General features: G+C 69.7%; 12 protein-coding genes. All 12 read left to right on the forward strand.

Going from position 1 to position 14,839, the window contains the following annotated elements; all coding sequences use genetic code 11:
- Positions 1-147: 147 nt before the first annotated feature.
- The 12 genes from AB0D27_RS02235 (at position 148) to glyA (ending at position 14,833) form a co-directional block, all read left to right on the forward strand.
- Positions 148-1,440, forward strand: coding sequence for a homoserine dehydrogenase (locus tag AB0D27_RS02235; RefSeq protein WP_362501089.1), 1,293 nt, complete (start codon positions 148-150; stop codon positions 1,438-1,440).
- Positions 1,441-1,446: 6 nt separating this feature from the next.
- Positions 1,447-2,505 carry a threonine synthase gene (thrC, locus tag AB0D27_RS02240; protein ID WP_362501091.1) on the forward strand — a complete coding sequence of 353 codons (1,059 nt, stop codon included), beginning with the start codon at positions 1,447-1,449 and terminating at the stop codon, positions 2,503-2,505.
- Between the two features lie 415 nt (positions 2,506-2,920).
- Positions 2,921-3,850: a homoserine kinase gene (gene thrB / locus AB0D27_RS02245; protein ID WP_362501093.1), complete on the forward strand. Its 930-nt coding sequence runs from the start codon at positions 2,921-2,923 to the stop codon at positions 3,848-3,850.
- 394 nt (positions 3,851-4,244) lie between these two features.
- The gene (gene rho / locus AB0D27_RS02250; protein WP_362501095.1) at positions 4,245-6,314 is read left to right on the forward strand and encodes a transcription termination factor Rho; all 2,070 of its coding nucleotides are present in this window, start codon (positions 4,245-4,247) and stop codon (positions 6,312-6,314) included.
- A 120-nt stretch (positions 6,315-6,434) separates the two neighbouring features.
- The gene (locus AB0D27_RS02255) at positions 6,435-8,246 is read left to right on the forward strand and encodes a trypsin-like serine protease (protein WP_362501097.1); all 1,812 of its coding nucleotides are present in this window, start codon (positions 6,435-6,437) and stop codon (positions 8,244-8,246) included.
- Positions 8,247-8,453: 207 nt separating this feature from the next.
- The gene (locus AB0D27_RS02260) at positions 8,454-9,593 is read left to right on the forward strand and encodes an LCP family protein (RefSeq protein WP_362501099.1); all 1,140 of its coding nucleotides are present in this window, start codon (positions 8,454-8,456) and stop codon (positions 9,591-9,593) included.
- A 181-nt stretch (positions 9,594-9,774) separates the two neighbouring features.
- Positions 9,775-9,996, forward strand: coding sequence for a 50S ribosomal protein L31 (gene rpmE, locus AB0D27_RS02265; protein WP_010984345.1), 222 nt, complete (start codon positions 9,775-9,777; stop codon positions 9,994-9,996).
- Between the two features lie 204 nt (positions 9,997-10,200).
- Complete coding sequence (gene prfA / locus AB0D27_RS02270) at positions 10,201-11,277, forward strand: peptide chain release factor 1 (RefSeq protein WP_362501102.1); 1,077 nt, start codon at positions 10,201-10,203, stop codon at positions 11,275-11,277.
- 37 nt (positions 11,278-11,314) lie between these two features.
- The gene (prmC, locus tag AB0D27_RS02275) at positions 11,315-12,160 is read left to right on the forward strand and encodes a peptide chain release factor N(5)-glutamine methyltransferase (RefSeq protein WP_362501104.1); all 846 of its coding nucleotides are present in this window, start codon (positions 11,315-11,317) and stop codon (positions 12,158-12,160) included.
- 53 nt (positions 12,161-12,213) lie between these two features.
- Entirely contained in the window at positions 12,214-12,861 is a 648-nt protein-coding gene (locus AB0D27_RS02280) for an L-threonylcarbamoyladenylate synthase (protein ID WP_362501106.1), read from the forward strand.
- Entirely contained in the window at positions 12,858-13,523 is a 666-nt protein-coding gene (locus AB0D27_RS02285) for a protein-tyrosine-phosphatase (RefSeq protein ID WP_362501108.1), read from the forward strand. The genes AB0D27_RS02280 and AB0D27_RS02285 overlap by 4 nt, the downstream gene beginning before the upstream one ends.
- Before the next feature lie 71 nt (positions 13,524-13,594).
- Positions 13,595-14,833 carry a serine hydroxymethyltransferase gene (glyA, locus tag AB0D27_RS02290; RefSeq protein ID WP_362501110.1) on the forward strand — a complete coding sequence of 413 codons (1,239 nt, stop codon included), beginning with the start codon at positions 13,595-13,597 and terminating at the stop codon, positions 14,831-14,833.
- Positions 14,834-14,839 lie beyond the last annotated feature (6 nt).

Raw genomic sequence — 14,839 nt, forward strand, 5'->3', positions numbered from 1 at the left:
CGCGATGCCGGACGAGGGGAGAAAGATCTCCTGCGTCCACCTGCCAGAAAAATGAAATAGACGTCTCACGATCCGGACGAGGGATAGAAACTCCCGTCCGGTGAGTGAGACTGGTCCCACGAAGACGGTATGAGGAAACGAGGTCGGATGATGCGTACGCGTCCGCTGAAGGTGGCGCTGCTGGGCTGTGGGGTTGTCGGCTCAGAGGTGGCGCGCATCATGACGACGCACGCCGACGACCTCGCCGCCAGGATCGGGGCGCCGGTGGAGCTGGCGGGCGTCGCGGTCCGGCGGCCCTCCAAGGTCAGGGAGGGCATCGATCCCGGCCTCGTCACCACCGACGCCACCGCGCTCGTCAAACGCGGGGACATCGACGTCGTCGTCGAGGTCATCGGCGGTATCGAGCCCGCCCGTACGCTCATCACCACCGCCTTCGAGCACGGCGCCTCCGTGGTCTCCGCCAACAAGGCGCTGCTCGCCCAGGACGGGGCCGCGCTGCACGCCGTCGCCGAGGAGCAGGGCAGGGACCTCTATTACGAGGCCGCCGTCGCCGGTGCCATCCCGCTGATCCGGCCGCTGCGCGAGTCCCTCGCCGGCGACAAGATCAACCGCGTGATGGGCATCGTCAACGGGACCACCAACTTCATCCTCGACAAGATGGACTCCACGGGCGCCGGATATCAGGAGGCCCTCGACGAGGCCACCGCGCTCGGGTACGCCGAGGCCGACCCGACCGCCGACGTCGAGGGCTTCGACGCCGCGGCCAAGGCCGCCATCCTCGCCGGAATCGCCTTCCACACGCGCGTGCGCCTCGACGACGTCTACCGCGAGGGCATGGCCGAAGTCACCGCCGCCGACTTCGCCTCGGCGAAGGAGATGGGCTGCACCATCAAGCTGCTCGCCATCTGCGAGCGGGCCGCCGACGGGGGATCCGTGACGGCGCGCGTGCATCCCGCCATGATTCCGCTGAGCCACCCCCTCGCCTCCGTGCGCGGCGCGTACAACGCCGTGTTCGTCGAGTCGGACGCCGCCGGGCAGCTCATGTTCTACGGGCCGGGCGCGGGCGGCGCGCCGACCGCCTCCGCCGTCCTCGGTGACCTCGTCGCCGTCTGCCGCAACAAGCTCAGCGGTGCGACCGGGCCCGGCGACTCCGCGTACACCCAGCTGCCCGTCTCGTCCATGGGCGAGGTCGTCACGCGCTACCACATCAGCCTCGACGTGGCCGACAAACCGGGTGTTCTCGCCCAGGTGGCCACCGTCTTCGCCGAGCACGGTGTCTCGATCGATACCGTGCGCCAGCAGGGGAAGGACGGCGAGGCCTCTCTCGTCGTCGTCACCCACCGTGCGTCCGACGCGTCCTTGAACGGGACCGTCGAGGCGCTGCGCAGCCTCGACACCGTGCGGGGTGTCGCCAGCATCATGCGGGTTGAAGGAGAGTAACCAGCAATGACCCACCAGTGGCGCGGAATCATCGAGGAGTACCGGGACCGGCTGCCGGTATCCGACAGCACGCAGGTCGTGACGCTCCGTGAGGGCGGTACGCCGCTCGTGCCCGCGCAGGTGCTCTCCGAGCGCACGGGCTGCGAGGTCCACCTCAAGGTGGAGGGCGCCAACCCGACCGGGTCCTTCAAGGACCGCGGTATGACCATGGCGATCACGCGGGCGAAGGAAGAGGGCGCCAAGGCCGTCATCTGCGCGTCCACCGGCAATACGTCGGCCTCCGCCGCCGCCTATGCCGTACGCGCCGGGATGGTCTGTGCCGTACTCGTCCCCCAGGGCAAGATCGCGATCGGCAAGATGGGCCAGGCCCTCGTGCACGGCGCCAAGATCCTCCAGGTCGACGGCAACTTCGACGACTGCCTCACCCTCGCGCGCGACCTGGCCGACAACTACCCGGTGTCGCTGGTCAATTCGGTCAACCCGGTGCGGATCGAGGGCCAGAAGACGGCCGCCTTCGAGATCGTGGACATGCTGGGCGACGCGCCCGACATCCACGTCCTGCCGGTGGGCAACGCGGGCAACATCACCGCGTACTGGAAGGGGTACACGGAGTACGCCGCCGACGGCATCGCCAAGCGGACACCCCGCATGTGGGGCTTCCAGGCGTCCGGCTCCGCGCCGATCGTGCGCGGCGAGGTGGTCAAGGACCCGTCGACCATCGCCACCGCGATCCGGATCGGCAACCCGGCCTCGTGGAAGTTCGCGCTGGCCGCGCGGGACGAGTCGGGCGGTTTCATCGACGAGGTGACGGACCGTGAGATCCTGCGCGCCTACCGGCTGTTGGCCGCGCAGGAGGGTGTCTTCGTCGAGCCCGCGTCCGCCGCGTCCGTCGCCGGTCTGCTGAAGGCCGCCGAGCAGGGCAAGGTGGACCCGGGACAGAGGATCGTCTGCACGGTCACCGGAAACGGCCTCAAGGACCCCGACTGGGCCGTCGCGGGCGCCCCGCAGCCGGTCACGGTCCCGGTCGACGCGGCGACGGCGGCGGAGCGGCTCGGTCTGGCGTAGGGCCACCCATCAGCACCGGGGCCGACGTCAGCGGCGTACGGTCCCGGTCTGGCGGGAAGCCGCCTGGCGTAAACCCGCCAGATGAGGCAACTCCTCGCCGAAGGCGAACGGAAACCGCCAGAAGCGGGCGGAAAACGTCCGCCGCCGGGGCCACCCCTACCGCAGTCCGACAGGGGGTGCACAGGGGGCTTACGACACGCATCGTGCGCCTCCTGTGCGCCCTATGTCGCCACAGAACCTTCCTTCGATAGGCTGTACCGAACCCGCCCGCCGCATATGCCGCGGTGCCGCGCCGTCCCTGCGGCCTCCGGGTCTTCGTACGTATCGAAGTTCACCGAATCGCAGTTCATCGAAGTTCATCGCAGTTCATCGAAAAATCTCGCACATCACGCAGCTCAAGGAGAGTCATCGAGCGATGGCCGGTCCAGCATTCCGCGCCGCCGCCGTACGGGTGCGCGTCCCCGCCACCAGTGCCAACCTCGGCCCGGGCTTCGACGCCCTCGGCCTGTCACTGGGTCTGTACGACGACGTGGTCGTCCGGGTGGCCGACTCAGGGCTGCACATCGACATCGCGGGGGAGGGCAGCGAGACGCTGCCGCGTGACGAGAGTCATCTCCTCGTACGTTCCCTGCGCACCGCCTTCGATCTGCTGGGCGGACAGCCGCGCGGCCTCGAGATCGTCTGCGCCAACCGCATCCCGCACGGACGGGGCCTCGGCTCCTCCTCGGCCGCCATCTGCGCCGGCATCGTCGCCGCCCGCGCCGTGACCATAGGCGGTGACAGCAAGCTCGACGACACCGCGCTCCTGGAGCTCGCCACCGAGATCGAGGGACACCCCGACAACGTCGCGGCCTGTCTGCTCGGTGGTTTCACGCTCTCCTGGATGGAGTCCGGCGCCGCGCGGGCGATCAGGATGGATCCCGCCGATTCCATCGTTCCGGTGGTTTTCGTACCCGGGAAGCCGGTCCTCACCGAGACCGCGCGCGGACTGCTGCCGCGCACCGTGCCGCACGTCGACGCCGCCGCCAACGCGGGCCGCGCCGCACTGCTCGTCGAGGCACTGACCCGGCGCCCCGAGCTGCTGCTGCCCGCCACCGAGGACCGGCTGCACCAGGAGTACCGCGCCCCGGCCATGCCGGAGAGCGCCGCCCTCGTGGAGCGCCTGCGCGCCGACGGCATCCCCGCGGTGATCTCCGGAGCGGGCCCCACAGTCCTCGCCCTTGCGGACCGGGCTTCGGCCGACAAGGTCGCCGATCTCGCAGGTCAGGGCTGGGCCGCCAACCGGCTGGACCTCGACGCCGAGGGGGCGAGCGTGCTGCCGCTCGCACCTGTCGGGGTCAATTGAACGTGCACGGTTGCCGGATTTGGAGAGGGGGAATGTTTGTTGGATCCGGTAGTGTTAACCTCAAGTCTGCACCCGACCCCACCATGGCGAGGTGCTTCGCGTCCCCGTCCGGGACAACCATTCTTCCGGGAGCCTCCCAAACTGCTTTGTGCCATGCATGTGCATTGGGTGCTATGCGCTGAGCAGTGTTGAGCACGCTCCGGAACCGGCGTGACCGAGCCGATGACACCGAAATTCAGTGCCACGGCTCCGGAATCGTCATCACCAGATATGTCTTCCGCCGCTTTGGCGGACCACCGCCCCGGCACGGTCCACACAGCAAGGACCAAAGCCGGACAGCACAACCGGTCGCCGAGCCAGACAGGCCGACGTCCGCTCCAGGGAAGGACCCTTCGTGAGCGACACCACCGATCTGATGGGCGCACGTGTCGAGGAGACCGCTGCCGCGCCCGCCACGGACGCCTCAGCCGCGCCTGCCTCCGGTGCAGGCTCCCGGCGGCGCCGCGGTACCGGCCTCGAGGGCATGGTGCTGGCCGAGCTGCAGCAGGTCGCGTCCGGCCTCGGTATCAGGGGCACCGCGCGGATGCGCAAGAGCCAGCTGATCGAGGTCATCAAGGAGGCGCAGGCCGGGGGTGCCCCGGCCAAGGCCGACGAGGCCGCCGCCGAGACCAAGCCGAAGCGCCGGACCACTTCCAAGGCCCGTACCGGCGAGGACGCCGCCCCGGCCGAGAAGAAGGCCGCCGCCGAGAAGGCCGTGGCCCAGCAGCAGATCGAGATCCCCGGCCAGCCCGCTGGGGGCCCGTCCCGCGCGAGCGAAGCCGAGCGTGGGGGAGACGACGCCCCCGCTGAGCGTCGCCGCCGCCGTGCCACCGCCGAGGCCGGCAGCCCCGAGACGGTCGCTGCCGAGGCGCAGAACGAGCCGAAGGCCGAGGCGCAGGGCGACGCCAAGGGCGACACCGCCGACGGTGCCGACGGCCGTCAGGGCCGCCGTGACCGGCGCGAGCGCGACCGTGGCGGCCGTGACCGCGACCGCCGCGGTGGCAAGGGTGACGAGCAGCAGAGCGGCCAGGGTGGCGGCCAGCAGCGTCCGGACCGCCAGGACCGTGACCGCCCTGACCGTGACCGCCCCGACCGTGACCGCCCCGACCGCCAGCAGCAGGGCGGCGGCCGGCAGGACCGCCAGGACCGCCAGCAGCGGGACAACGGGCCGCAGGACGACGACGACTTCGACGGCAGCCGCCGCGGCCGCCGCGGCCGCTACCGGGACCGTCGTGGCCGTCGTGGCCGCGACGAGATCGCCGAGCCGCAGGTCGCCGACGACGACGTCCTGATCCCCGTCGCGGGCATCCTGGACATCCTCGACAACTACGCCTTCATCCGTACGTCGGGCTACCTCCCGGGTCCCAACGACGTGTACGTCTCCCTCGCCCAGGTCCGCAAGAACGGCCTGCGCAAGGGCGACCACGTCACGGGTGCGGTCCGTCAGCCCAAGGACGGCGAGCGCCGCGAGAAGTTCAACGCGCTCGTGCGCCTGGACTCGACCAACGGCATGGCCCCCGACTCCGGGCGCGGGCGACCGGAGTTCAACAAGCTGACGCCCCTTTACCCGCAGGACCGGCTCCGTCTGGAGACCGACCCGGGCGTGCTGACCACCCGCATCATCGACCTCGTCGCGCCGATCGGTAAGGGCCAGCGCGGTCTGATCGTGGCCCCGCCGAAGACCGGCAAGACCATGATCATGCAGGCGATCGCCAACGCGATCACGCACAACAACCCCGAGTGCCACCTGATGGTCGTCCTGGTCGACGAGCGTCCGGAAGAGGTCACCGACATGCAGCGGTCGGTCAAGGGCGAGGTCATCTCCTCGACCTTCGACCGTCCGGCCGAGGACCACACCACGGTCGCCGAGCTCGCCATCGAGCGCGCCAAGCGTCTGGTGGAGCTGGGCCACGACGTCGTCGTACTGCTGGACTCGATCACGCGTCTGGGCCGTGCGTACAACCTCGCCGCCCCGGCCTCCGGCCGCATCCTGTCCGGTGGTGTCGACTCGACCGCGCTGTACCCGCCCAAGCGCTTCTTCGGTGCCGCGCGCAACATCGAGGACGGCGGCTCGCTGACCATCCTCGCGACCGCGCTCGTCGACACCGGGTCCCGCATGGACGAGGTCATCTTCGAGGAGTTCAAGGGCACCGGCAACGCCGAGCTCAAGCTCGACCGGAAGCTCGCCGACAAGCGTGTCTTCCCGGCGGTGGACGTCGACGCGTCCGGCACCCGCAAGGAAGAGCTCCTGCTCGGCAGCGACGAGCTCGCCATCACCTGGAAGCTGCGTCGCGTGCTGCACGCGCTCGACCAGCAGCAGGCGATCGAGCTGCTGCTCGACAAGATGAAGCAGACGAAGTCGAACGCCGAGTTCCTGCTGCAGATCCAGAAGACGACGCCGTCGCCGGGCAACGGCAACGACTGAGGTCTCCACAGCTGAGGGCCGCCCCCGTGACGGGGGCGGCCCTTTGTGCTGCCTGGGACACGTGTACGATCGCGCTTCTTTCAGTCATCTCCGAAATCACCTGTCTCAGGGGGGACTTGAGTGGATACATCCATATCTGGCAGTGGTCGTCACAGACGCCGGATACGCATAGCCGTACCCGTCGCGGCGGCGGGCCTGGCGGCCGCGGTCGCCGGAGCGCTGTTGATGTCGTCCGCGAACGCGGCCACCGCGCTGCCCACGCCGACCGTCAAGCCCAGCACCTCCGCGCCGTCCCTGGCCGAGCTGGAGAAGCGCGTCGCGGGTGCCCTCGCCGGTGACGACACCGCGGGTCAGACGACCAAGAAGTCGTCGCTGAGCGCCAGTACGAACACGTCGAGCGTCGACCCGAAGATCATCGGCGGCAGCGAGACCACCATCAGTACGGCCCCGTGGATGGCCCAGCTCTGGTACTACGACGACAAGGGCACCACCGACGAGAGCGACGACCTCGGCTTCTTCTGCGGCGGCTCCGTCGTGTCGCCGACGAAGATCCTCACCGCCGCGCACTGCGTCAAGGGCTACAACTGGTTCAAGTACGGCGCGGTCGTCACCGGCACCGCCCAGCTGCCCACCTCCGACAGCTCCGGCAACACCGACCTGCACGGCGGCACCGTCTCCCTGCCCCTGCGGCAGTGGAACCACCCGTCGTACAGCTCGACGACCATCGACAACGACATCGCGGTCGTCACGCTGGACACCCCCGTCACCGCCAAGCCGATCCGCATGACGACGTCCGGTGACACGGCCTCGTACGCTTCCGGCACCAAGGCGACGCTGTACGGCTGGGGCCGCACCAGTTCCACCACCCAGGACATCTCCCAGACGCTGAAGACGGCCACGCTGCCCATCAACTCCGACAGCACCTGCTCCGGTGCCTACGGCAGCGACTTCATCAAGGGCCACATGGTCTGCGCGGGCACCCCGGCCACTGGCAGCGACACCGGCACGACCACGGCGTGCAACGGCGACTCCGGAGGCCCGCTGATCGTCGGCGGCCGCATCGTCGGCGTCGTCTCCTGGGGTGTCCAGGACTGCGTCGCGCAGGGCGCGTACAGCGTCTTCTCGAAGGTCAGCACTTATGTGGGCGCGGCGTACCCGCGGGTGGACGACACCAACCTCAGCCGTGACCACAAGGCCGACCTCTGGGTGCGCAACTCCTCCACCAAGACGGGTTACGAGAAGGACTCCACCGGCACCTCGTTCGCCGCGCGCCAGTCGTGGGGCAACTGGGACGGCGTCAACGTCGTGCTGCAGACCGACCTGAACCGGGACGGCGTCCAGGACCTCGTGGTGCGCGACAGCGCCACCGGTGACGTCTACTGGTCCCACTACGTGTGGGCGAGCCAGAGCTGGTCCACCGACAAGATCTTCACCGGCTGGAAGACCCGCACCCGCATCGTCGCGCCCGGCGATGTCACCGGCGACTACCTGCCCGACCTGCTCTCCGTCGACTCCGGCGGCGTCCTGTGGATCTACCCGGGCAAGGGCAACGGCACCTTCTCGGCGCGGGTCGAGGTCGGCACCGGCTGGAACCAGTACAACTCCCTGCGCGGGCACGGCGACTTCACCGGCGACGGCAAGGCCGACCTGATCGCGCGCAGCAAGACCGGCTCGTACATCTACCTGTACAAGGGCACCGGCAAGTCCGGAACGGGAGCCTTCTCGAGCCGTATCAAGGTGCGCACCTGGGACGGCTACAACGCCTTCGACGCCCCCGGTGACGTGACCGGCGACGGCAAGGCCGACTTCCTGGCCCGCACGCCCGGCGGCACGCTCTACCTTTACCCGGGCACCGGCAAGGCCACCAGCGAGATCTTCGCCACAAGAATCTCGGTCGGTACCGATTTCAAGCAGTACGACATCTTCGGCTGAAATCGCAGGTGAGCCGGGTTTCGCCCGACTTACTCGTCACGCACTGTGCCCACCGCCGCACGCGGTGGGCACAGTGCGTTGTGCAACCCTTTCCCGAGCTTCCCCGTCTGACCGTACGGAGTGACCATGGGCGGTACACGTCACGACCGGACGGGGTCTGACCCTGAAAGCAGGGGGTAACCGAAGCGCACGAGGACTGAGGAGCACATGCCTGCCGAGAGCACGCCGGAGCCCGGCATACCCGGAGTATCCGGTACGAGCGCCCCGCGCCACCGCGTGAAGGGCCGCCGCCGCAAGACCCGCAGCACACGCAGCAAGGCCCTGCTGATCACGGCATGGACCGCGGCGGGCATCGTCGTGCTGGGCGGGACCGGCGCCGGGATCCTGTACTTCAAGCTCAACAGCAACCTCAAGAGCGTCGACATCAACCAGGCGCTGGGCAGCGACCGCCCGACGAAGGTCGACAACGGCTCCGAGAACATCCTGGTCCTGGGCTCCGACACCCGCTCCGGCAGCAACAAGAAGCTGGGCGGCGGCGCCGACGACGGCAGCGCCCGCTCCGACACGGCGATGATCGTGCACGTGTACAAGGGCCACAAGAAGGCCAGCGTGGTCTCCGTACCCCGCGACACCCTCGTCGACCGCCCCTCCTGCACCGACACCAAGGGCGTCACACACGACGCCACCTCCGGCGTGATGTTCAACTCCGCGTACTCCACCGGCGGCGCCGCCTGTGCGGTGAAGACCGTCGAGTCGATGAGCGGTGTCCGCATGGACCACTACGTCGAGGTCGACTTCAGCGGCTTCCAGAAGCTCATCGACGACCTGGGTGGCGTGCGGATCACCACCACCAAGGACATCTCCGACTCGGACAGTCATCTGAACCTGAAGGCCGGCACGCACACGCTCAACGGCAAGCAGGCGCTCGGCCTGGTGCGCACCCGGCACGGTGTCGGCGACGGTTCCGACCTCGGCCGCATCCAGCTCCAGCAGGCGTTCATCAAGGCCCTCGTCAACCAGGTCAAGCACGTCGGCGTCCTGTCCAACCCCAAGAAGCTGTACGACCTCGCCGACACCGCGACCAAGGCCGTCACCACCGACTCCGACATCGGCTCGGTCACCGACCTCGCGTCCTTCGCCAACGGCCTCAAGGGCATCAGCTCCTCGAACATGACCATGGTGACGATGCCCGTCCAGTACGACAGCGCGAACGCCAACCGTGTCCTCGTCGACAAGGCCAAGGCGGAGCTGGTCTGGAAGGCGCTGAAGAACGACCAGCCGATCCCGAAGGCCGCCACCCACGGCACGGCGACGGGTACTGCCAAGGGCGTGGTGAGCGCCCCGTAGGAGCGCCCGTAGGGGCGCGGGGAACCGCGCGAGCAGCCACAGCCGGCCCGCAGGGAATAGACAGCGCCGGCCCCCGGTTTTGGGGATGGCGCCAGTCCTGGCAGACTGGTACGTCGGCTCCGGTTCACGCCCCCGCAATCCGCGGCGGCGACCCGGCGCCCTCCCGAACCTAGGAGACACCTTGAAGCGCGACATCCACCCCGAGTACGTCGAGACGCAGGTCAGCTGCACCTGTGGCGCGTCGTTCACCACCCGTAGCACGATCTCCAGCGGCACCGTCCGCGCCGAGGTCTGCTCCGAGTGCCACCCGTTCTACACGGGCAAGCAGAAGATCCTCGACACCGGTGGCCGTGTGGCCCGCTTCGAGGCCCGCTTCGGCAAGGCTGCCGCTGCCAAGAAGTAGCGAGCCCCCAGCGCCGGTCTTCGGTGCCCCCGCACAGGGGCATCGGGACCGGCGCTTTGCGGTGCAGCCCCTTCCCCCAAGCTCTCGACTTCTCCCCCAGTGCCTCAAGGGCCTGGGAGGGACCCCCGGAGCAGGGGGGACCCCCATGCCGTACCTACGTCCCCAAGCCACACTGGAGCTGGGGACAGCCCATTGGAGCCGGAGATGTTCGAGGCGGTCGAGGAACTCATCGGCGAGCACGCCGATCTGGAGAAGAAGCTCGCTGACCCGTCGGTCCACGCCGACCAGGCCAACGCGCGCAAGCTCAACAAGCGCTACGCCGAGCTGACCCCGATCGTCGCGACGTACCGCTCCTGGAAGCGATCCGGGGACGACATCGAGACGGCGAAGGAGTTCGCCGCCGACGACCCCGACTTCGCCGCCGAGGTCAAGGACCTGGAGAAGCAGCGCGAGGAGCTCACCGAGAAGCTCCGGCTGCTGCTCGTCCCGCGCGACCCCAGCGACGACAAGGACGTCATCCTCGAGATCAAGGCGGGCGCCGGCGGCGACGAGTCCGCCCTCTTCGCCGGCGACCTGCTGCGCATGTACCTGCGCTACGCCGAGCGCGTCGGCTGGAAGACCGAGATCATCGACTCCACCGAGTCCGAGCTCGGCGGTTACAAGGACGTCCAGGTCGCCGTGAAGACCAAGGGCGGCAACGGCGCCACCGAGCCCGGCCAGGGCGTCTGGGCGCGGCTCAAGTACGAGGGCGGTGTGCACCGCGTGCAGCGTGTGCCGTCGACCGAGTCGCAGGGTCGCATCCACACCTCCGCCGCAGGTGTGCTGGTCACGCCCGAGGCCGAGGAGGTCGACGTCGAGATCCACGCCAACGATCTGCGCATCGACGTCTACCGTTCCTCAGGACCCGGCGGTCAGTCCGTCAACACCACCGACTCCGCGGTGCGCATCACGCACATTCCCACCGGAGTCGTCGCCTCCTGCCAGAACGAGAAGAGCCAGCTGCAGAACAAGGAGCAGGCGATGCGTATCCTGCGCTCCAGGCTCCTCGCGGCGGCGCAGGAGGCAGCGGAGCGGGAGGCCGCGGACGCCCGCCGCAGCCAGGTCCGTACCGTCGACCGCTCCGAGAAGATCCGTACGTACAACTTCCCGGAGAATCGCATCTCGGACCACCGCGTCGGCTTCAAGGCGTACAACTTGGACCAGGTGCTCGACGGGGATCTCGACGCGATGATCCAGGCCTGCGTCGACGCGGACTCAGCCGCGAAGCTCGCCGCTGCATAACAGCAAACGACAACAGCTCAGCCCCCGGAGGACCAGCGTGAACCTGCTGCTCGCGGAAGTGGCCCAGGCCACCCAGCGGCTGGCCGACGCCGGCGTGCCCTCGCCGCGCAACGACGCGGAGGAGCTCGCCGCCTTCGTGCACGGCGTGAAGCGGGGCGAGTTGCACTCCGTGAAGGACTCGGACTTCGACGCCCGGTACTGGGAGGTCATCGCCCGTCGCGAGGCCCGCGAGCCGCTCCAGCACATCACCGGACGCGCCTACTTCCGCTACCTCGAACTCCAGGTGGGACCAGGGGTGTTCGTCCCGCGCCCGGAGACCGAGTCCGTCGTCGGCTGGGCCATAGACGCGGTACGCGCGATGGATGTCGTCGAGCCGCTGATCGTCGACCTGTGCACCGGCTCGGGCGCCATCGCGCTCGCCCTCGCCCAGGAGGTCCCGCGCTCCCGCGTACACGCCGTGGAGCTGTCCGAGGACGCCCTCCAGTGGACCCGCAAGAACGTCGAGGGATCGCGGGTCGATCTGCGCCAGGGAGACGCCCTGGACGCCTTCCACGACCTCGACGGCCAGGTCGACCTCGTCATCTCCAACCCGCCGTACATCCCGCTCACGGAATGGGAGTACGTCGCACCGGAGGCCCGGGACTACGATCCCGAACTCGCCCTGTTCTCGGGGGAGGACGGACTCGACCTCATCCGCGGCATCGAGCGCACCGCGCACCGGCTGCTGCGCCCCGGCGGCGTCGTCGTCATCGAGCACGCCGACACCCAGGGCGGCCAGGTGCCGTGGATCTTCACCGAGGAGCGGGGCTGGGCCGACGCGGCCGACCACCCGGACCTCAACAACCGGCCGCGGTTCGCGACCGCCCGCAAGGCGATGCCGTGAGTACGCGCATCGCGTTCCCCAGCCAGCAGTACGTGTACGAGGAGGCCCGCTAAATGGCACGGCGATACGACACCAACGACGCGACCGACCGCACCACCGGTCTGCGTGAGGCCGCGTCCGCCGTCCGCCGTGGCGAGCTGGTCGTCCTCCCGACCGACACCGTGTACGGCATCGGCGCCGACGCGTTCTCCTCGGAGGCCGTCGCCGACCTCCTCGACGCCAAGGGCCGGGGCCGCAACATGCCCACCCCCGTCCTCATCGGTTCCCCGAACACGCTGCACGGCCTCGTCACCGACTTCTCCGAGATGGCCTGGGAACTGGTCGACGCGTTCTGGCCGGGCGCGCTCACCCTCGTCGCCAAGCACCAGCCGTCCCTGCAGTGGGACCTCGGGGACACCCGGGGCACGGTGGCCATCCGGATGCCGCTGCACCCCGTCGCCATCGAACTCCTCACGGAGGTCGGCCCGATGGCCGTCTCCTCCGCCAATCTCACGGGCCACCCGGCGCCGGAGGACTGTGACGCCGCGCAGGAGATGCTCGGCGACTCCGTCTCGGTCTACCTGGACGGCGGTCCGACCCCGGCCAACGTGCCCTCCTCCATCGTCGACGTGACCGGCAAGGTGCCCGTGCTGCTGCGCCAGGGCGCCCTGTCGGCGGAGGAGCTGCGGAAGGTCGTACCCGACCTCGAGGTGGCGAATTGACAGCCCCTGACGCGGGGCGTGGCATAGGCACGGGGATCACGGGGACCAACGGGTTCCCGAGGGGGTCCTTCCGCATCCTCCACGTCAGCACCGGCAACGTGTGCCGCTCGCCGATCACCGAGCGGCTGACCCGGCATGCCCTGGCGGACCGGCTCGGCGACCCCCTGTGGGGCGGCCTGATCGTGGAGAGCGCGGGGACCTGGGGCCACGAGGGCGCGCCGATGGAGGCCAACGCCGAGGCGGTCCTCGCGGACTTCGGCGCGGACGCCTCCGGCTTCGTGGGCCGCGAACTCCTCGACGACCACGTCATCCGCGCCGACCTGGTGCTCACGGCGACCCGCGACCACCGGGCCCAGGTCATCTCCATGGGCCACTCGGCGGGCCTGCGCACCTTCACCCTGAAGGAGTTCACCCGTCTCGTACGGGCCATAGACCCGGCGACACTCCCTCCGCTGGAGGACGGCGTCGTCGAACGCGCCCGCGCCCTCGTACGGGCCGCCGCGGCCCTGCGCGGCTGGCTCCTCGCCCCGACCGCGGAAGCGGACGAGGTGTACGACCCTTACGGGGCGCCGCTGCCCTTCTTCCGCTCGATCGGCGACGAGATCAACGAGGCGCTGGATCCTGTGGTGACCGCGCTGACGGGGGTACCCGCGCGGGCGTAACACCGGGCGTCCCGCCGGTCTCGGTTCTACATTGGACGTAGCGCGTCCCCCGCCGAGGTCCGGAGTCCAGCATGCCGGTCACACAAACGCTTGAAGCGGATGTCCTGCGTCGACAGGATCCTGAGCTCGCCGAGATCCTGCTCGGGGAGCTGGACCGGCAGTCGACCACACTGCAGTTGATCGCCGCCGAGAACTTCACCTCGCCGGCCGTGCTGGCCGCGCTCGGGTCGCCGCTGGCGAACAAGTACGCCGAGGGATATCCCGGCGCCCGGCATCACGGCGGCTGCGAGATCGTCGATGTCGCGGAGCGGGTCGCCGTGGACCGGGCCAGGTCCCTCTTCGGCGCGGACCACGCCAACGTGCAGTCGCATTCGGGGTCTTCGGCCGTCCTCGCCGCGTACGCCGCCCTGCTGCGGCCCGGTGACACGGTCCTGGCCATGGGGCTGCCGTTCGGCGGGCACCTCACGCACGGCTCGCCCGCCAACTTCTCCGGCCGCTGGTTCGACTTCGTCGGCTACGGCGTCGATGCGGAGTCAGGGCTCATCGACTACGAGCAGGTCCGCGCGCTCGCCCACGCGCACCGCCCCAAAGCCGTCGTCTGCGGATCGATCTCCTACCCCCGGCACATCGACTACGCCGCCTTCCGGGAGATCGCCGACGAGGTGGGCGCCTATCTCATCGCGGACGCCGCCCACCCCATCGGCCTCGTCGCGGGAGGCGCCGCGCCCAACCCGGTGCCGTACGCCGATGTCGTCTGCGCGACGACGCACAAGGTGCTGCGCGGGCCCCGCGGCGGCATGATCCTGTGCGGCGCCGAGCTGGCCGAGCGCGTCGACCGGGCCGTGTTCCCGTTCACCCAGGGCGGCGCGCAGATGCACACCATCGCCGCCAAGGCCGTCGCGTTCGGCGAGGCGGCAACTCCGGCCTTCACGGCGTACGCCCATCAGGTGGTCGCCAATGCCCGAGCGCTGGCCGAGGGGCTCGCCAGGGAGGGGCTCGCCCTCACCACGGACGGCACCGACACCCATCTGCTGACCGCCGATCCCGCCCCGCTCGGCCTCGACGGACGCACCGCGCGCGGCCGCCTCGCCGCCGCCGGAATGGTCCTCGACACCTGCGCGCTGCCGCACGGAGACACCCGTGGCCTGCGGCTCGGCACGGCGGCGCTCACCACGCAGGGGATGGGCGAGGCCGAGATGGCGCGGATCGCCGTCCTGTTCGCGGGCGTGCTGCGGGACGGCATCGACGGCAAGCGGGCGCGTGAAGAAGTGCGGGAGCTGACCGGAAGATTTCCGCCCTATCCGGGCTGACCCTGG

This window comes from Streptomyces sp. NPDC048415 (assembly GCF_040651675.1).
GTDB lineage: Bacteria > Actinomycetota > Actinomycetes > Streptomycetales > Streptomycetaceae > Streptomyces.